Raw genomic sequence first — 17,307 nt, 5'->3', positions numbered from 1 at the left:
GATTAAGGGATTATATATTATAAATTCATTCTGCAAAGAGGTTTTGATAAGTGTCTCCTTGCAGAAACTGGTGTTTCATAAAACTGAGCATTTTTTAAAAAACGAGTTATCTTAATAGGAACTTTTTCATTTTCCTGAATTTTATTTCCGCATTTTTTACATTTAAAACCTTTATTTTTACCTGCAGAAGTCATTCTTTTACCGCATTTGCAAATTGGATTCTTATACTCAATATCGTTTAGTTTTATGACTTTAAACTTTTCAATATTAAATGTATTTTGTTCTCCAATCCCCCCATAGACTTTAATAATATCTCCTGGACGCAAATACGAAACTGTCTTTCTGAAATTTTTTGTTGGCTCATAGGCCCCGCATTCTATTTCACCTGACTCATCAAAGATGTGGAAAAACATATGTCCTCCATCAATGATTTTAGGTTTATTTTTAACCTCCCCTTCAACTTCATAGCAACCATACTGATTCATTGATGAGATATCTGTAGTTTTTTGAATATGCATATCAGTATGCTGATTTGTTTTGAAAATACACCAGTCCACAACAGGTTCGGATACCTGAACAATATCTCCTGCTTTTTTTAATGCCTCAACAGTATTTGACCTGATACCATACAATACAGGGCATGGAGTTTTGGGTTCAATGGCAATATAATCTTCAGAATAATCAATATTTTCAAAAGTATCCGGAAAAGTTTCCTTATCCATTTTATATACAGATTCATAGTCAATTCGTCTTTTGGCCCCATAATTTTCAGAGGCCCTGTAAGTTAATAATTCAAAAGTGCAGTCAGATAAAGGCAAACTAATGGCCGCAATAGATCCTATAATTCCCCTTCCCTTTTTAAATTTATGAATTTCACAGCCAACAGAATTTCCAAACTCTTCTGCCTCTTCAATTGTGATGAATTCATAAATCGCCCTAAATGCGTAATTTTCCATTTCCTTTGTAATTTCACCTTCATAAAAAATTACACCAGGATTAGTATTATCACAGTCAAACATGGATAATTTTTCAACTGCATCCAAAACTATTTTTTTGGCCAAATCCCCATTGCCGTCATTTAAAATCTTTAAACCAACTGCTCCATTCCCTCGAGTTTTAAAGCGGGCAAAAGGATTTAATCTTATCAGTCTGGGATAATCTATAATTTCAATCCCATTATATTCGAATTTGTTAATAATTTGACTCGCTAAAAAGGTAGTGCACATTCCATCGGGAGAATCCGTATCATCAATTCCAATATGTAAAATATTAATTATAATCACCTTTAAATATACAAATATATTAGAGTTAAACTATATATACTAATTAGAGGTTTTACAATGTTGACTCGAGGAAATTTGTTACATCAAATAGAAGCTTTATTAAAATCCCAAGGTTTTAAAACCTCAGATATTTATGAACACGGTTCATTTGACCTTGTAGCAAGAAAAAACTTGTTAATTTTACTTTTAAAAACATTTCTAAATATTGATAGCATAAATGAACATAATGCTCATGAAATGAAGCAGTTAGCCCACATATTTTTGGCTTCACCAATAATTATTGGGGAAAAATCAAGAAACGGGCCTCTTGAAGAAGGAGTAATATATGAAAGATACAATATTCCGACCATAGGACTTGAAACCTTCAAGAATATGATTTTGTACAATGAATTTCCCGAAATTTTAGCAGACCGCGGAGGTTACTTTGTTAAAATTGATGGCAATGTCATAAAACAATACCGTGAAGAATATTCCATGTCTCTTAAAGACCTGGCCAGCCTGGCCCATGTATCCCGTGCAACAATGTATAAATACGAAAATGGAATTGTCCGCGCAACTGCTGAAACTGCAATGATTTTAGAAGAGATATTAAATACAAAGGTTACCCTTGACATTGACTTATTAAAACAGCCTCAACAGGAGGACATTGAATATAATGACGATGCTAATGACTTATCAAAGTTAGGATACGGAGTTTTATCAACTAACAAAAGTCCGTTTGATGCTGTAGCAAAAATGAAAACATCAGATAAACATTCTCCGTTAATGGCCAATGTTGAAAAAAACAGGACTGAAAAAACTTTAAAAAGAATGGCCATTCCATTAAAAGATTTATCTATGGTTACAACATCAGAACCTGTTTTTATCATAAACAATGACAAAATCAAAGAGTCAATCGGTACAATCCCCGTTATAAAGTCCTGGGAATTAAAAGAATTTGAAAATTCAAAAGAATTACTGAAAATGATTAGAGAGAGAAAAGAAGAGTAGTGTGATTAGATGGAAAATTTACAGATTACCGGAATGGAAAATTATCCTATTAAATGGGTCTGCAACTTCAAAGGGCAGAACGCCATTGGAATATGCGGCAAGACTCAAAAAGTAGCTATGTTCGCTTCAGACGAGAGAGTTTCAAGAATATTGGATGACATTGTGATTGGAACAGATGAAACTCAAGAAGGATATGGTTGTGAAGAAAAGGACAGATGCTGCAACTTCGAATGTGAATTATGTGAAATTTCACCAAGACAGTACCTGCAGATTACAGGTACAAAACCGTCCAATAAAAATTTAAAAGATTTAATAAACGGTTTGGCAGATATAAATAAATCTCTTGAAGAAGAAAACCTCGTTCCATTTGAAGAATATGAAATTGTTAAACTTTAATATTCTTTTAAAAGAGTGAAGTCTTCACGGGCTTCTTCAACCTTTGCCACACCAATTGAAATCAAATCAACATAATCTATTTTTTTAAAGAATGTAAATGATTCTTCAGGCTTTAAAACTCCTGCCGCCAGGATTTTAGTAGCTATTATTTTTTTATTTAAATTAATTAATTTCTGTTTGAATTCCTCTCTTTGAGATGCATTAAATGCAGTTATATCCATCATATATGAAATTGAATTAAATGGGACCATGTAGAAATCAAACAAATCCATGTCTAAATTTTCAGGGATTAAATCAGTTGTTCTTAGCGGAAATGCAGTAATTAATCCCGAAAGTGAATCTGTTCTGTTGATTTCCGATAAAATCTTTGAAGTTAACTTCCAATCATATGCATCAACAATAAATTCATCAATTAACATCAACGGACAGTCATAACTGCTGAATAACTCAATATCCCCTTCCCAATCTGCTTCTTTTGCAATTTCATAGTTTGGATTTAAATAATCAATGTCGCTTTTGCCTATTGTGGCTATCACTTTCATTTCACAGCCCATACTACATGAAATATCATAAGCTTCAAGCAATCTTGAATCATTGAATAAGTTAATGGCTCTAATACCCTGTTCATATGATTCGACAATGACATCAGCTATATTTTGGGGATTTTCATATAAATCCCTCTGATATAGCATGGAGCGATGGCCCAGATATGGTTCGGCAACAAAGGGAGCATGGCCGAGTATTGTTTTGGGAATTGATTTTCCTTTATATACTAAATCATCTGAAAACATGAAAAACACTATTCTTTTTCAATTACAACCGCAGTTCCATAAACTAAAACTTCCTGCATGCTTTGAGAAATACTGTCGGAATCCATCCTGACAGAGATTATGGCATTTGCACCCAGTTCCTTTGCATGATCAATACACCTTTGAATAGCTTCCTCCCGTGAATCTTCCATCATAGCAACATACTGTTTAATTTCGCCGCCGAAAAGTCCTTTAATACCAGCACCAATGTCTCCGCCAACACCTCTTGCACGTACTGTCAAACCATAAACGAAACCCTTATTTTCAACAATTTTATATCCTGAGATAAAATTTGCACTAGACATTGGAAATTCTTCCATACTTACCATAAGTATCACCTAATGTTATAATTAATTTTAAAACATAAATAATTTTTTATAAGAAAAATCAACATTTATGAAGAATAAGTTAAAATCAACAGTTATTTTTAAAAAAGATAATAATTAGATAATTTTCATTAAAAATAACATCGTTTAAATATTATAAAATATATAATTATTAACAGTATTTATTATTAAATATTCTTTTTAAATTAACATGATTATGGTGAAAAAAATATGAAAGTGCTTATCGCTGATGCTATCAATGAAAAGGGTATTGAAAATTTAAAGGAAATAGCTGATGTTGTTGTTGATACCAGCATTACTCCTGAAGAGTTGGCAAATACCATCCATGAATATGATGGAATTGTAGTAAGAAGTCGTACAAAATTAACTGCAGACATTATTAAAAAGGCAGACAACCTGCAGATTATCGCAAGAGCTGGTGTTGGAGTAGACAACATTGATTTAAATGCTGCAACTGAAAAAGGTATTATGGTTGTAAACTCTCCTGAATCAACATCCGTTACTGTAGCAGAACATACCATGGGATTAATTTTAAGTATGGCCCGTAAAATTTCCATTGCAGATAAATCTGTCAAGGAAGGAAAATGGGAAAAGAAAAAATTCATGGGAGTGGAACTCAGAAACAAGACTCTCGGTGTTATCGGAATGGGCAGAATCGGTTCACAGGTTGTAAACAGATGCAAAGCATTCGGAATGGATGCAATGGCTTATGATCCGTACCTTCCAGAAGAAGTTGCAAAACAAATGGGCGTGAATTTGACCGATTTGGATACTGTTCTTAAAAATTCAGACTTCATTACAATTCATGTACCCCTTACACCGGAAACCAAACATTCAATTTCCACAAAACAGTTTGAATTGATGAAAGACACTGCATTTATTGTAAACTGTGCCCGTGGAGGAATTATTGATGAAGACGCATTATACGATGCATTAGTTAATGATAAAATCGGAGGTGCTGCACTTGATGTATACGAAGAAGAACCTCCTGCTAACGATTCAAAATTATTTGAACTTGACAATATAGTATTAACTCCCCACATTGCTGCTTCAACTAAAGAAGCTCAAAGGGATGCTGCAATCATCGTAGCTGATGAAATTATCGATTTGGCAAAAGGAAATACTCCTAAAAACGTATTGAACATGCCCCGCATTGATAAAAACACTTATCAGGAATTATCCCCCTACATGGAATTATGTGAAAAATTAGGATGTTTCGTTTCACAGGGAATTAACGGCAAACTTAAAGAAATTGAAATTATCTACAGCGGAGAACTTGCTGAAATTGACAACCTTGAAATATTAACAAGAACAGTTATCCAGGGCGCTGTAAATCCATACTTAAGCTCTCCTGTAAATGCTGTTAATGCTGCATTGGTTGCTAAAGAAAGAGGACTCAGCATTACTGAAGGCAGGAAAAATAACGCAAAAGGATATGAATCATTAATTAAGGTTATCGCAAAAAGTGAAGACGATATTTTCACAGCTGAAGGAACTCAGTTACATGAAGCAAGAATTTTAAAAGTAAACAATTACTGGGTTGACGTTATTCCTAAAGGACATATGTTTATTGCAAAATATGAAGATATTCCTGGAAGTATCGGAAAAATCGGTACAAAATTAGGAGAGCATGGAGTAAACATCGGAATTATGCAAGTTGGAAGAGATGAAAAAGGCGGAAGAGCAATCATGGTTCTAACTTTAGACAAAGCAATTCCAAAAGATGTAATTAACGAAATCCAAGCTTTAGATAATGTTTATGAAGCTAATGGATTAGAATTATAATTAAAAAAACAATTTCACCATAATTGTTTTTTTTATTTTTTAAATTCTCTTGAAGTTTTTTTAATACTGCCGTCCGGATTAATCTCTATTTTTATTACCTGATTGGGCAGTTCACTAACTTGATTTTCATTCTGATGACTGGAGCGTTCCTCATCAAGACTTCTGAAAAATTCATCATCATCTTCATCAAAAAATCCCGGTTTAAACTCATCACTATCGGTTATGACATCCTCCTCATCAAAAAAGTCCTCAAAGTCATCATCAAACAAATAGCTGTAATCCCCTACAGTATAATCAAGAGGCTCACCGTACCGATTATATGATTTAAAGGTTTCAAAAGAATAGGGGAGACATACAATCATGTGAAAATATCCATTTTTTGAAAAAGTCATCAAATCAGCTTCAGAAGGCCTTGCACTTGGCCCGGGGTGTGAGTGAACGGATCCCCAGTATTTTGTGTTAATCGGAACCATTTCCGTGTGAACAACAGCTCCGGTTTCACAAGTCTCACCTGGAACAAAAATCAAACCGGTAATATATAAAATCTTATCTTTAATCTGACCGTCAAAAAAAGCTAAAAACTCATTAGGATATGCTTCTTTTGAATAATAGATTGCAGATTCCAAAACATCCCTGTTTACCCTAACTTCATTAAATTCTTCATCGTTATTGCCTAATATTTTTGAAATAAAACTCATTTAATCACACCTGTCTGTCTGAAGAATTCCTCACTAAAATTTGGAAGCTGCCAATCTGTATATACATAACTTCTATATGACACCTGATTTTTATTTTCTTTTTTGTTGAAACCTACAACTTTCTTGTTTTTCCTATATACTGCAATTCCTCTTTTTTTAAATGCATCAACATCATTTAAATTCATTCCTTTTTTGAACAATAATTCGTGTATGTCGCTTAAATTCATGCCTTTTATTTTCTCATTCGACACATCATCGGAATACTTGGATTTCAGAAATACAATGCCATGTGAATTGACACAGTTTCTCCAGGATTCGTCCTGCCTCCATTTGAAGTAACTCAAAATATCATCATCTGAAATCGGAATGATCCTTGAGTCGAAAGCAGGAGGTTTTTTAAATACAGTATTGTAATGGATAACAAAGGAACTGGCCGCAAAGCTGGCAATTACAGAATTTATTTTCTCAACCCTCCCGTTAAAAGGGACATTATCAAAAAGCAAACTTATTTCATCTGAAAATGCATAAACAAAAATAGGTGAAAATTCCTTAAACAAATCTTCACATACTTCAGAAATAACTTTATAGAAATTCTCATCATAAGGTTTTGCCAGATTCAAATCGCGGGCCAACTGATGAAAACTTCTGCCATCTAAACGAATGATGATTTTAGAGTTTTTCGGAACTTTCAAAGAAGAATAGACTTCATAATCCTTCATCAGATTCCCACACTAATAGTTTCATTAAAACTTTTAAGCAATTTAATTGCTGAGAGTGCTGCAAGCATGCTTGTTTTAGGATTAGCTTCACAAGGGAAATTCATAGTTGTTGTTTTAAATTCACCAAAGTCCCCTTTTGCAGTGATTTCATGAACGTTCCTGTCGACTTTCGGATCGGCAATGATTTTTACATGAATATCGGAATTGCATGCCATACTTATTGTTGCTGCAACATTAATGTTTAATGGGAACTGCTTAACCGCTTCAGAAGCTTTTCCTTCAAATAAAACTTCCTCACCATCAATATCTTTTCCAAGTGATTTTGGAGATTTGCGGGTTACAAGATTAACCTCTTTAAGACCGAAATTCGCAACGGCCTTAATTCCATCCAAACCAACAACGGCACCTGAAGGCAAATGTATTTTAGCGCAATTCCTTTTAGCTATTTTTAAAACATTGCTATGAAATTCAGCATCCATAAATGCCCCAATACTCATGATAACCATATCAATACCTTTTTCTAAAACAATTGGAGCGTACTTCTTAACAGAATCCGGCGAAGCACATTCTAAAATTAAATCCACATCATTCAGCATGTCATTAAAATTAATAATCGCCACACCACCGGCAAATCTTGCTAGGTTTTCTGCTCTTTCAACATCCTTATCAAAAAAGTATGCAATTTCAATGCCGTTTTCTTCTGAAACTATACTATTTGTAATAATATTGGCAATAGCTCCGCATCCTATAATACCTACTTTCATAAATATCACCCGAAAAAAATGTTTAAAAAAAAAGAAATAGGTAAAAGATTAATTATAATCTTTCAGAGTCAAATTGAACTTGAGTTTCTGCTTGGGAATGAGTTTCAGGTTCTGGAGTTACAGCATTAGGAATTTGTGGTTCATGATTTACTTTTTTCATATCTCTTGGATTGATTAACATAATATCTCCAATAGCCTGAACTTTATCAAAGTCCACAGTTAATAAATCGTTTTGGAAAGATTTCATGTCATTTTCTTCAGGCACTTCTCCACGAATGCTTCCTAAAAATGAATTGATAACACCGGCAGGTTTTCTTTCATGTTCAATAGCTCTTACCTGTAATTTGGAAATAGTTCCCAACCTAATATTAAGAATAATGTCCTCTACACGACCGACATAATGTCCTGTGTTTGTATAAATATCTAAACTGCGTAATTTTGAAACTTTTACCATTTTTACACCACAATATACTGCTAATTAAATTAAATATGTATTATCTTATTTTAATGTTAATATAAATATTTTTTGTTTTTGAGTATGGAAAAAGCTTTTTTGCAAAAAATTTATTAAATTATAAATTTAAATTTATTATTTAGATTAAAAGGAGACTTCAAATGTGGGATACAACAAAAGACTACAGAATTTTAGTGGCAAGTAAAGCAAGGGAAAATTACCTGAATCTTATTCCAACAGCTTCTTTTAGAGGAAGTTGGAATAAAAAACAGTCAATCGATTTGGGAAAGCAAATGAACAGTGATTTTCAATCATTAATTTATTCTTATTTAGAAGGAGATGAATTGACAAATTCTCCAGATGTTGCGTCATTAAAAGAAAAAGCGGAACAAATTATTGAATATTTAGGTGGTCCTGACTGGAATAAAAAATTTTTAAGTAATGCTCCTAAGGAAGACCGGGAAAAAACCCAGGAAAATATTGCAAAAGTTAGATTTTTCTTAGACACAATAATAGGACTAAAAGGCCGATTATCCTTAGGCCCGATTAACGATCCAATAATGGGAGTCGACATTAAAGTTGGAGAAGTAATGAGTGTTACAAAACATCCGAAAAATGACAAGCTATTAATCTGTAATGTGAATCTTGGAAAACGTGCCATTACGGTTATTACCAATGATTTGAACGTGAAAGAGGATAACAAAGTTGGTGTTTCCCTACTTCCACCACAGTCATTCAGCGATATTGTAAGTGAAGGAATGTTTCTTGGAATGGATGGAAATATCCTCAAAGATGTTGATGGAGAACTTGGCCAGATGCCAAAAGGAATCCCTATGGAATCCCTTAACGAAACACGTAACCTTGTTGAAAACTATTTAAAATAAGTTTAATTACTTATTTTTTTATTTCAATTATCTTAGATTTAAACCTATCAGTTTTGTTTTTGTCATTTCAGCCACTGCATATTTTATTCCTTCTTTTCCAACACCACTGTTTTTAAATCCGCCAAATGGCATGTTATCAGTTCTAAATGTGGACTGTTTATTTATAAATACTGTTCCTGCTTCGATTTCTTTAGCACACCTCATTGCAGCCGAATAATCATTTGTAAATACTCCAGCCTGCAGGCCGTAATCTGTATTATTGGCAATGCCGATAGCTTCATCTAAATTGTTAACACGAATGATTGGTGCAACAGGACCGAATGTTTCATTTACAACCAGATCCATGTCGGATGTGACATTATCAATTACAGTAGCATGATAAAATGCCCCCTCACGAATTCCTCCTGCCAATATTTTTGCGCCGTCATTGACTGCATTATTAACCGTTTCTTCTACCTGTATTGCTGCTTTTTCAGATATCAAAGTTCCAAGAGTAGTTTTAGAATCCAAAGGATTGCCCATAACCAATTTTTCAGTTTCTTTTACTAATTTTTCACAGAATTCATCAGCAATGCCATTATCTATTATTATTCTTTTAACACCCATACACACCTGACCTGCATTTAAGAATGCTCCGTTGATAACACCGGTTACTGCTTTATCAATATCCGCATCATTTAATACAATCATCGGGTCATTGCCTCCAAGTTCCAAAGTGACTTTTTTCATGCCTGCTCTCTGAGATATCATCAGACCTGTTGTTATGCTTCCAGTAAATGAAATTTTATCAACATCTGGTGAAGATACAAGATAATTTCCAACCTCCGAACCGTATCCTGTTACGGTATTTACTGCCCCAGGAAACTCTTCATTTAAAAGTTCGCAAAATTTCATAACCGTTAATGGAGCTTCAGTAGGTGGTTTTACAATGACAGCATTCTTACATGCGATTGCAGGAGCTATTTTATGTATTGTTAAGTTTAACGGATAGTTAAATGGAGTAATTGCTACAACAACACCCAACGGCAAACGCTGTGTAAATGCAAAAAATCCTTTACCGTTAAGACCCGCATCCAAAGGTACGCTTTCACCATATATCCTCTTTGCTTCTTCTGCAGCAAGTTTTAATGTTTCAATTGACCTATCCAGCTCCATCAAAGATTCATTAATCGGTTTTCCAACTTCCAATGTCAATAATTCTGCAAATTCCTGACGCTTTTCTTTTAATTTTTCAACAACATTATAAAGTTTATTTGAAATTTTAAAAGCTGACATTTCAATTAAAACATCTTTAGCTTTATTTGCCTCCATAATGGCCAAATCAGCAGTTTGCAAATGTGCGATAGGAACTGTGTCAATTATTTCCCCATTGTACGGATTTTTAACTTCCTCCACATCATCACTTGAAACGTGTTTTCCTCCAATTAACATATCCATTCTATCACCTTAATTAATATTTTATATTCGGAATATAAAATATTCTCCTATGGAAACTAGCTATTTGAAAGATTTGATGCAATATCCACAATACCTCAAAAGAATTTAATATTTAAGCAGGTCTTTTGAAGTGGAAGATTACTTAAAATAAGTTTTAAGGTTCATTAATTGATTATTGAATTCATTGACTTCTTTTGACTGAATTTGACCGCTTAAATCATTTATATAATTATTATACATATAGATGGCCATCAAAACAACAACGAATATTCCACCAAAAAGTAAAATGAATTCTGCTGATGCCTGAGCATTATCATCCATTAAAATCCCCCCATCAATGTTGCGCCAAAAGTAGAGATAATGTAGAATATTCCAAAAGAAGCTCCAACAAGAGGTATGGAAAACTTAATTCCTTTCTTGATTTTCCCATACATTACAATACTGATAATGAATCCCACCAATACCGAATGAATCATCAGATAAATCTTCCCCACAATCGGAGCAGACAGGATAATTTCAGATTCCATCCCATAACTTTGCATGAAGCTAGAATAAACACTGATCATACCCATTGCAAAGGGTGTTGCAACAATAGCCGAAATTAATAAAAACATCACAGACATCATCACTGCAGATTTTCGCTCGCGTTTAAGTGCCATCAAATCTCTTAAATCTTCAGAAACATCTGACAGCACTGTTGAAATACTTGACCCGCTTTTTCTCCCATCAAGAATAATCCCAAATACCCTCTCCAATTCCTTTGATTTTAATCGCCTTCCCATTGCTCCCCATGATTCATCAAAATTCCTGCCCATGCGGATTTCAATGATTGTTCTTCTCATCTCATCATATAACGGACCTTCCCCGTACTGTGACATGTCCTCCATTGCATTTTCAAAACTGAGTCCTGCCTGCAGCATACTTGAGAGTTGTCTTAAAAAGTCAGGTGCAGTTCGTTCTATTTCCTGTGCTCGCTTTTCCTGTTGGACAATAACATGTGTGAAAAGACTAGGAATAACAAAAAATGGCAAAATCAATACTGAAACCGGCAAGTTTAGAATAGTTAATGTTACTGCCAAAATAATTTCACTCAGCAAAATAAAAATAATAAGTATGGCTAAAACTTTATTTGCATCTGTAAAAATAGCTCCACTTAGCAAAAATTCCTGCAATTTAGATAAATACTTTTCAGGTATAAAATTGTCAAAAAATATTGCTAAATCATTAATTATTTTGAATTTCATGAAATAATCTTAAATTTTGAAACATATAAAGTGATGGTTATATTTTAAAACAATTTTACAAGGTGAAAACAAGAGTTACAGCGATTACAAATTAAAACTCAAAATCTATGTTAATCTCAAACAAATTATCAGTTTGCACCAGTGCATTCAATAGTTTTTCATCCAAATCATCATTATTGCCATTATAGCCAATTTCACCAAAATATGAATGGGAAATTTCAACTCTAACAAAGAAATAGCATCTTTTTATTATCTTAGACAACAAATTGGAATAATCTTTACTCCATCCTTTCGAGTATAATCAAATTATCCCCAGTAATTATTGATAAAAAGATAAGTTTTCCCATTCCATTTTCCAAATTCTTTTTATTAATCAAATCATTTATTTAGTAAATTTTAAGCCCCTTTTTCTTCTTCTCCAACACCTAATTTAAATTCAATTAATCCATATCTCCAATCCCTCAAAGGAACTGCAAAATCCCCTCTAAATAATTTTGTAGTAATTTACTTGAATATTTTGTAGTAAATTTTTTAACAGTTTTGTAAAAATTGAAATATGCAGAACCATAGCATCATCTCATCCTACAGTTACCATTCTCCGTACTGTGATATGTCTTCGTCGTATTCAAAAAGGATGCCTTTGCCGTGTGCTTAAAAGCTATCTTAAAAAGTCAGACACTAATGGCCAATTTCCTGAACTATTTTTTCTTGTTGTAAATGAACATATGTAAAAAACATGATTATTGTAAAAAATGGGAAAAACTACAAAAGTAATGTCAAATTGAAGCGAGTTAAACTAATTACTAGAAAAATTTCTGTTGCGAGAATAAAAATTACTGCAATAGCTAAAACAGTACATACATCTGTAGAAATAACACTTCTTAATAAAAATTCACTTAATTTAGACAAATACCTCTCAAAAAACATTAGTGTCTAAAAATAAAGCTAATAATTAATTATTTTAAAATTCATGAAACAAAATCAGACTTTAAAAAAACATAAAAACTCAGTTAGAGCAAAAATCAAAATTACAAAAGAAAAATCCATTAAAAAATTTTATGAAAGATTAAAATATTCAAAAATATATTAATTATTAAAAAAGAATGGGAAAATTCATTGCTTGAAAGCAGCAACACCTCAAATACAATGATAAAAATTATTTAAAGAACATCAATTAACCCCATATTATTAGATATTTTTTTAATCCCAACTTTTTTTATTTATTGCTTTTTCATTTGTAAAACGCTTACTAAATCTTTGTTAAACAAATACAACAAATTAAGAAATAATTTAAATTTTTATTTTATTGTAATGCATTCATTAGGACAGACATCCGCACAGGTTTCACAGTAGCTGCATTCCTCAGGATCATTGATTTTTAATTTTCCGTCTTCAAGAATTAAAACTTCCATCGGACACACATCTGTACAGTCTCCACAATCGTCACATTCATTAAAGTTTATTGTAATTTCAGCCATTTTTTAACCTCCTAAAAACAATTAAAAAAAAAAAAAAAAAAAAGTATGTTTTTTAACATACTTTATGTCCGCAGCATTTTTCCGGATCATGTGGAACGTTTGGGTCATGATGGTCAGGATAAGGTTTTCCACATGTCAACGGACCCCTTCCACGAGCAGAACCACAACATCCGCCCATTCGTTTATTGTGATTTAATATTGAATCTATATCTAAATTCTTTACTTCCCCCATGAGTTCTATTGTTTTGCTGTGGCATTTTGGACACATTTCATGTTCACCATTTAAGGTTATCCAGTTGAAACCACATTCTTTGCAAACATATTTTAAATTATCTGCCATTTAATCATCTCCTTAAATTCTGCACATTCCTCTTCCCTGTAGGGGAGATCCGCATTCTGGACATGTTTTAGTTCTGCAAGGAATACCTCTGATTTTAGGTTCTTCATAACCACAATTAGGACATTTGCATTTGTTCGGTGAATTTCCACGAATATTCTTTGAATTTAAATTTTGAATATTCTCAGATCCGCAATCAGGACAAGATTCATATATCTTCTCAGGATTTGACCATTGGAATCCACAATCTTGGCACAAATATTTATTTTGATCTATCATAATATCACCTCTAACTACAACAATTTTTTTGCCTTCAATTAATGAAATGGCCAGTTTATGCCTTGCAGAATTTAAAATTCTATGAAATGTTGATTGAGAAATACCCATAAATTCCGCGGCGTCTACCTGTTTAATATTGCGATAGTCTTTAAACCTTATAGCTTCAAATTCATCAACAGATAATTCAATCGGCACTTCATTTTTATTCAAATTATACCTATGGCATTCAACTACTCTTCTCATTCTTCTGGGCCTTACCATAATATTCTCCCCAATACATGTTAGGTATTATGAATATATATTCATAACTATTTATAAACCTTTCGTGAAAGCAACATTATAGATTTAAAAAAAATTGATAAAATAAAATACCTTAGTTTTTAGCTTTAGAAAAACACTTCGAGATTAACCATTCCTAAAGACTTGCATGATTTACACAAAACAATAGAATAATAATCGATTAATCAATTTTTAATGGCAAATCACCGATAACGTCAGCTTTTTTTGAAATAGCAACCGTATCTTCCAGGCGCACTCCGAATTTCCCTTCCAGATATATTCCAGGTTCAACTGTTATAACCATGCCTTTTTCAATTATTGTTTCATCACGGGATGAAAATACTGGAGTTTCATGAATATCCAAACCTAAACTATGGCCGGTTGAGTGAATATATTTATCACCGTAACCATATTCAGCAATGATGTCGCGAGCTACCTTATCCACCTCACAACATTTTAAACCTGGTCTGATTGCTTTAACTGTTTTATCATGAGCTTCTGCGACGATATCCCAAATTTCCTGTTGGGATTCACTATAAACCACCGTACGAGTATTATCCGAACAGTATCCCTCAAAGATTGCACCCCAATCTATTAAGACTGGCCGGCCTAATTTTTTAGCCTGGGGAATTGCATGAGGAAGGCTTGAATTAGGTCCGCTTGTTACAATTGTGTCAAATGATTCTCTTGAAGCACCATTTTCAATCATGTGCCGAACAAGATCAAATGCCACCGCTTTTTCAGTGCTTTTATTATTCAATATATCCAATTGCAAAAAAGATTTTTGGGCAATTTCAGTCGCTTTTGTGATTTTTTCAATCTCTGAATCTGTTTTAATCATACGCTGCTTATCAATGTATGTTTGTGAAGATATTTCAAAATCGTCCTTGAACTTAGCATAGGTGCTGTAAGGCAGTGCCGGCTCAATTGCAAGATTTTCAATACCTTCTTTTTTCAACTCCTGTATCATCACATCATATGATTCATATTGTTTAACATTTATTGTTGAATCGCGAACTGCCAATTCCATATCCATTTCAGATACATAAATTATGGGATTTTCTTTAATAATGCAAAAAGCAAAACTTGTCGGTTTATATTTGGAAATGTATTCAACATTTGTGAATTGTGTAATTAAATAAGCTTGAATATCATCTTTTTCCAGGTCTTTTAAAATATTGTTTACATGTAAGTCCATGTTTAATAATTTAGAAAAAAGTATTATAAAAAAATAAAGGATAATTTTATTAAAGTTAAATTAGATATTTTAAGAACATGTTTAAATTTACAAGTAGTGAAGTAAGAGATTTGATAATTGCATTTATCGTCATTTCTCTCAGTTTTGCAATAGTAAATGGTGGAAGAGATACTTCCGCAGTTCTCGCCATTTTGCCAATTGTTATGGTTGGTGTGGGGGCAGGGTTTATTTTACACGAGCTTGGACATAAATTTGTCTCAATGAAATACGGATATTGGGCAGAATTTAAACTTTGGCCTGAAGGATTAATATTTGCACTTGTCAGTTCATTTCTAGGCTTTGTGTTTGCAGCTCCAGGTGCTGTATATACCTATGCAGATTACATGACTGATGAGATTAACGGTAAAATATCAATTGCAGGACCTATTGTCAATATTATTCTTGCATTAATATTTTTAGCAATAGCAGTGGCAATGTATCCATCTGCATTGTACTTTGAAACTTCCGCATTAATATTTATCATTTGTTCTGTCGGTTATTCCATTAACAGTTTCCTTGCTGCGTTTAATTTAATTCCGATTGGAAACTTGGACGGATCTAAAGTATTAACATGGAACTTTGGAATCTGGATTATTACAATTGCAATTGCAGGCATTATGACATTAATGTCTATGACAGTAGGTGTTGAAAGTATTGTAAGATTAATTATAGGATTATAAAATGACTGAAAAACTAACTTACTTTGAAGGAACACACCGGGTTATCGCTCCGAAAAAAACAGTTGAAATTAACTGGAACAAGTTAAAAACTGCGGGAATTACCCGTATTGCAGATATTTCAGATTTGGACAGAATTGGAATGCCTATTTTTAGTGCAATAAGGCCCACTGCAGAAGACGGTGCAGTTAGCATTTATGGTGGAAAAGGAATTTCAAAAGACCATGCGAAAGCTTCAGCAATGATGGAAGGTTTTGAGAGATATTCTGCTGAAAAGCAGGAAAACGATAAAACCATAATTGCAACAATTGAAGAGATAAGTCAGAAAGGAAAGTATATTGATCCCAAATCTTTGAATTTGCCGCAAAAATATGAGAAAGAAGATATTGCACAGACACCTTTAGAATGGAGTTTGTCCAATGATTTGATATCCGGCGATGAATACTATGTTCTTTCAAATGCAGTATTCCATCCCTATAACCATGATAACAATGTTGAAAGCTTCTTTAAATCAAACACAAATGGACTTGCCTCAGGAAATATTTTAGATGAAGCCATTTTACATGGAATATTCGAAGTGATTGAAAGAGATGCCTGGAGCATCTTTGAATTGACACATAAAAATTATTCACAAATTAATTTGGACAGCATCGAAAGTGAACTGATTAATAATATTCTTGATAAATTCGAATCAAACGGAATTAAAATCAAGTTAATGGATTTCACAGCAGACATTAAGGTTCCAACAATAGCTGCTTCAGCAGATGATACCGTTACAAAAGATGCCGGTTTATTGACATTGGGTATGGGAACACACCTTGATCCGGAAGTTGCAATCCTAAGAGCCTTAACCGAAGTTGCGCAAAGCAGAGCAACACAGATTAACGGTGCCCGCGAAGATACTGTAAGAGCTGATTTTGCACGTGAAGCAGGTTATGAGCGAATGAAAAGAATCAATAAATATTACTTTAAACAAGAAGAAAAGCAAATTAACCTTCAGGATATTGAAAATAAATCCGCAACATCAATTAATGAAGATATTGATATTGTAAAAGAAGAATTAATGGCTAATGACATTAAACAAATTTTATACACTGATTTAACAAGACCCGAACTTGATGTGAGTGTTGTTAGAGTCATAATTCCAGGAATGGAATTGTACGCACTTGACCAAAGCCGTGCAGGATACAGATTCTTGAGAGTATGATAA

At 33.1% G+C, this 17,307-nt stretch carries 21 protein-coding genes; 6 read left to right on the top strand and 15 right to left on the bottom strand.

The window, feature by feature from the left end; translation table 11 throughout:
• Nucleotides 1-17: 17 nt before the first annotated feature.
• Entirely contained in the window at nucleotides 18-1,283 is a 1,266-nt protein-coding gene (locus tag Q4Q16_RS00315; RefSeq protein WP_303345398.1) for a tRNA(Ile)(2)-agmatinylcytidine synthase, read from the bottom strand.
• A 57-nt stretch (nucleotides 1,284-1,340) separates the two neighbouring features.
• On the opposite strand from Q4Q16_RS00315, the gene Q4Q16_RS00310 reads away from it, so the two are divergent.
• Both Q4Q16_RS00310 and Q4Q16_RS00305 read left to right on the top strand, forming a co-directional pair.
• Complete coding sequence (locus Q4Q16_RS00310) at nucleotides 1,341-2,273, top strand: transcriptional regulator (protein ID WP_303345397.1); 933 nt, start codon at nucleotides 1,341-1,343, stop codon at nucleotides 2,271-2,273.
• Nucleotides 2,274-2,282: 9 nt separating this feature from the next.
• Nucleotides 2,283-2,669 carry a hypothetical protein gene (locus tag Q4Q16_RS00305; RefSeq protein ID WP_303345396.1) on the top strand — a complete coding sequence of 129 codons (387 nt, stop codon included), beginning with the start codon at nucleotides 2,283-2,285 and terminating at the stop codon, nucleotides 2,667-2,669.
• Here Q4Q16_RS00305 and Q4Q16_RS00300 read toward each other — a convergent pair.
• A complete protein-coding gene (locus Q4Q16_RS00300) occupies nucleotides 2,666-3,460 on the bottom strand; it encodes a hypothetical protein (protein WP_303345395.1) in 795 nt (264 codons plus the stop codon). The genes Q4Q16_RS00305 and Q4Q16_RS00300 overlap by 4 nt on opposite strands.
• 8 nt (nucleotides 3,461-3,468) lie before the next feature.
• Complete coding sequence (locus Q4Q16_RS00295; protein ID WP_303345394.1) at nucleotides 3,469-3,807, bottom strand: heavy metal-binding domain-containing protein; 339 nt, start codon at nucleotides 3,805-3,807, stop codon at nucleotides 3,469-3,471.
• 228 nt (nucleotides 3,808-4,035) lie between these two features.
• Here Q4Q16_RS00295 and serA point away from each other — a divergent pair, with 228 nt between their 5' ends.
• On the top strand, nucleotides 4,036-5,610 hold the full coding sequence (gene serA, locus Q4Q16_RS00290) for a phosphoglycerate dehydrogenase (RefSeq protein WP_303345393.1): 1,575 nt from the start codon (nucleotides 4,036-4,038) through the stop codon (nucleotides 5,608-5,610).
• 32 nt (nucleotides 5,611-5,642) lie between these two features.
• Here the strand turns inward: serA and Q4Q16_RS00285 are convergent, their stop codons facing one another.
• Genes Q4Q16_RS00285 through Q4Q16_RS00270 form a run of 4 tightly spaced genes read right to left on the bottom strand, consistent with a single transcriptional unit; the run spans nucleotide 5,643 to nucleotide 8,245 of the window.
• Nucleotides 5,643-6,308, bottom strand: a complete 666-nt coding sequence (locus tag Q4Q16_RS00285) for a Mov34/MPN/PAD-1 family protein (protein WP_303345392.1) — start codon at nucleotides 6,306-6,308, stop codon at nucleotides 5,643-5,645.
• Nucleotides 6,305-7,027 (bottom strand): tRNA(His) guanylyltransferase Thg1 family protein, encoded by a 723-nt coding sequence (locus Q4Q16_RS00280; RefSeq protein WP_303345391.1) that lies wholly within the window; start codon nucleotides 7,025-7,027, stop codon nucleotides 6,305-6,307. The genes Q4Q16_RS00285 and Q4Q16_RS00280 overlap by 4 nt, the downstream gene beginning before the upstream one ends.
• Complete coding sequence (locus Q4Q16_RS00275) at nucleotides 7,027-7,791, bottom strand: aspartate dehydrogenase (protein WP_303345390.1); 765 nt, start codon at nucleotides 7,789-7,791, stop codon at nucleotides 7,027-7,029. The genes Q4Q16_RS00280 and Q4Q16_RS00275 overlap by 1 nt, the downstream gene beginning before the upstream one ends.
• 52 nt (nucleotides 7,792-7,843) lie before the next feature.
• Nucleotides 7,844-8,245, bottom strand: a complete 402-nt coding sequence (locus tag Q4Q16_RS00270) for a PRC-barrel domain-containing protein (protein ID WP_303345389.1) — start codon at nucleotides 8,243-8,245, stop codon at nucleotides 7,844-7,846.
• A 161-nt stretch (nucleotides 8,246-8,406) separates the two neighbouring features.
• On the opposite strand from Q4Q16_RS00270, the gene Q4Q16_RS00265 reads away from it, so the two are divergent.
• The gene (locus Q4Q16_RS00265; RefSeq protein WP_303345388.1) at nucleotides 8,407-9,129 is read left to right on the top strand and encodes a tRNA-binding protein; all 723 of its coding nucleotides are present in this window, start codon (nucleotides 8,407-8,409) and stop codon (nucleotides 9,127-9,129) included.
• A 27-nt stretch (nucleotides 9,130-9,156) separates the two neighbouring features.
• Here the strand turns inward: Q4Q16_RS00265 and Q4Q16_RS00260 are convergent, their stop codons facing one another.
• The 8 genes from Q4Q16_RS00260 to Q4Q16_RS00225 form a co-directional block, all read right to left on the bottom strand.
• Complete coding sequence (locus Q4Q16_RS00260; RefSeq protein ID WP_303345387.1) at nucleotides 9,157-10,566, bottom strand: lactaldehyde dehydrogenase; 1,410 nt, start codon at nucleotides 10,564-10,566, stop codon at nucleotides 9,157-9,159.
• Between the two features lie 138 nt (nucleotides 10,567-10,704).
• Nucleotides 10,705-10,887 carry a class III signal peptide-containing protein gene (locus Q4Q16_RS00255; RefSeq protein WP_303345386.1) on the bottom strand — a complete coding sequence of 61 codons (183 nt, stop codon included), beginning with the start codon at nucleotides 10,885-10,887 and terminating at the stop codon, nucleotides 10,705-10,707.
• Complete coding sequence (locus tag Q4Q16_RS00250; protein WP_303345385.1) at nucleotides 10,887-11,810, bottom strand: type II secretion system F family protein; 924 nt, start codon at nucleotides 11,808-11,810, stop codon at nucleotides 10,887-10,889. The genes Q4Q16_RS00255 and Q4Q16_RS00250 overlap by 1 nt, the downstream gene beginning before the upstream one ends.
• A 91-nt stretch (nucleotides 11,811-11,901) precedes the next feature.
• The gene (locus Q4Q16_RS00245; RefSeq protein WP_303345384.1) at nucleotides 11,902-12,072 is read right to left on the bottom strand and encodes a hypothetical protein; all 171 of its coding nucleotides are present in this window, start codon (nucleotides 12,070-12,072) and stop codon (nucleotides 11,902-11,904) included.
• Between the two features lie 1,036 nt (nucleotides 12,073-13,108).
• Entirely contained in the window at nucleotides 13,109-13,288 is a 180-nt protein-coding gene (locus Q4Q16_RS00240; protein WP_303345383.1) for a 4Fe-4S binding protein, read from the bottom strand.
• A 52-nt stretch (nucleotides 13,289-13,340) separates the two neighbouring features.
• A complete protein-coding gene (locus tag Q4Q16_RS00235; RefSeq protein ID WP_303345382.1) occupies nucleotides 13,341-13,628 on the bottom strand; it encodes a DNA-binding protein in 288 nt (95 codons plus the stop codon).
• 12 nt (nucleotides 13,629-13,640) lie between these two features.
• On the bottom strand, nucleotides 13,641-14,165 hold the full coding sequence (locus tag Q4Q16_RS00230) for a DUF134 domain-containing protein (protein WP_303345381.1): 525 nt from the start codon (nucleotides 14,163-14,165) through the stop codon (nucleotides 13,641-13,643).
• A gap of 199 nt (nucleotides 14,166-14,364) precedes the next feature.
• Nucleotides 14,365-15,381 (bottom strand): aminopeptidase P family protein, encoded by a 1,017-nt coding sequence (locus Q4Q16_RS00225; protein WP_303345380.1) that lies wholly within the window; start codon nucleotides 15,379-15,381, stop codon nucleotides 14,365-14,367.
• A gap of 77 nt (nucleotides 15,382-15,458) precedes the next feature.
• On the opposite strand from Q4Q16_RS00225, the gene Q4Q16_RS00220 reads away from it, so the two are divergent.
• Both Q4Q16_RS00220 and Q4Q16_RS00215 read left to right on the top strand, forming a co-directional pair.
• Nucleotides 15,459-16,100, top strand: a complete 642-nt coding sequence (locus tag Q4Q16_RS00220) for a site-2 protease family protein (protein WP_303345379.1) — start codon at nucleotides 15,459-15,461, stop codon at nucleotides 16,098-16,100.
• 1 nt (nucleotide 16,101) lies between these two features.
• Complete coding sequence (locus Q4Q16_RS00215) at nucleotides 16,102-17,304, top strand: YcaO-related McrA-glycine thioamidation protein (protein ID WP_303345378.1); 1,203 nt, start codon at nucleotides 16,102-16,104, stop codon at nucleotides 17,302-17,304.
• The last annotated feature ends 3 nt before the right edge of the window (nucleotides 17,305-17,307 follow it).

Source organism: Methanobrevibacter sp. (genome assembly GCF_030539875.1).
In the GTDB taxonomy this organism is placed as follows: Archaea; Methanobacteriota; Methanobacteria; order Methanobacteriales; family Methanobacteriaceae; genus Methanocatella.
Note: the sequence above shows the minus strand (reverse complement) of the source record. Positions and strands in the feature narration are given on the sequence as shown.

Excerpts from the sequence above, each read along its gene's own strand:
- Q4Q16_RS00215 (WP_303345378.1), top strand. The coding sequence starts at position 16,102 with ATGACTGAAAAACTAACTTACTTTGAAGGAACACACCGGGTTATCGCT.
- Q4Q16_RS00235 (WP_303345382.1), bottom strand. The coding sequence starts at position 13,628 with ATGGCAGATAATTTAAAATATGTTTGCAAAGAATGTGGTTTCAACTGG.
- Q4Q16_RS00230 (WP_303345381.1), bottom strand. The coding sequence starts at position 14,165 with ATGGTAAGGCCCAGAAGAATGAGAAGAGTAGTTGAATGCCATAGGTAT.
- Q4Q16_RS00255 (WP_303345386.1), bottom strand. The coding sequence starts at position 10,887 with ATGGATGATAATGCTCAGGCATCAGCAGAATTCATTTTACTTTTTGGT.
- Q4Q16_RS00280 (WP_303345391.1), bottom strand. The coding sequence starts at position 7,027 with ATGAAGGATTATGAAGTCTATTCTTCTTTGAAAGTTCCGAAAAACTCT.
- Q4Q16_RS00240 (WP_303345383.1), bottom strand. The coding sequence starts at position 13,288 with ATGGCTGAAATTACAATAAACTTTAATGAATGTGACGATTGTGGAGAC.
- Q4Q16_RS00225 (WP_303345380.1), bottom strand. The coding sequence starts at position 15,381 with ATGGACTTACATGTAAACAATATTTTAAAAGACCTGGAAAAAGATGAT.
- Q4Q16_RS00265 (WP_303345388.1), top strand. The coding sequence starts at position 8,407 with ATGTGGGATACAACAAAAGACTACAGAATTTTAGTGGCAAGTAAAGCA.
- Q4Q16_RS00300 (WP_303345395.1), bottom strand. The coding sequence starts at position 3,460 with ATGTTTTCAGATGATTTAGTATATAAAGGAAAATCAATTCCCAAAACA.
- Q4Q16_RS00285 (WP_303345392.1), bottom strand. The coding sequence starts at position 6,308 with ATGAGTTTTATTTCAAAAATATTAGGCAATAACGATGAAGAATTTAAT.
- Q4Q16_RS00220 (WP_303345379.1), top strand. The coding sequence starts at position 15,459 with ATGTTTAAATTTACAAGTAGTGAAGTAAGAGATTTGATAATTGCATTT.
- Q4Q16_RS00310 (WP_303345397.1), top strand. The coding sequence starts at position 1,341 with ATGTTGACTCGAGGAAATTTGTTACATCAAATAGAAGCTTTATTAAAA.
- Q4Q16_RS00295 (WP_303345394.1), bottom strand. The coding sequence starts at position 3,807 with ATGGTAAGTATGGAAGAATTTCCAATGTCTAGTGCAAATTTTATCTCA.
- Q4Q16_RS00305 (WP_303345396.1), top strand. The coding sequence starts at position 2,283 with ATGGAAAATTTACAGATTACCGGAATGGAAAATTATCCTATTAAATGG.
- Q4Q16_RS00270 (WP_303345389.1), bottom strand. The coding sequence starts at position 8,245 with ATGGTAAAAGTTTCAAAATTACGCAGTTTAGATATTTATACAAACACA.
- Q4Q16_RS00260 (WP_303345387.1), bottom strand. The coding sequence starts at position 10,566 with ATGGATATGTTAATTGGAGGAAAACACGTTTCAAGTGATGATGTGGAG.
- Q4Q16_RS00250 (WP_303345385.1), bottom strand. The coding sequence starts at position 11,810 with ATGAAATTCAAAATAATTAATGATTTAGCAATATTTTTTGACAATTTT.
- serA (WP_303345393.1), top strand. The coding sequence starts at position 4,036 with ATGAAAGTGCTTATCGCTGATGCTATCAATGAAAAGGGTATTGAAAAT.
- Q4Q16_RS00275 (WP_303345390.1), bottom strand. The coding sequence starts at position 7,791 with ATGAAAGTAGGTATTATAGGATGCGGAGCTATTGCCAATATTATTACA.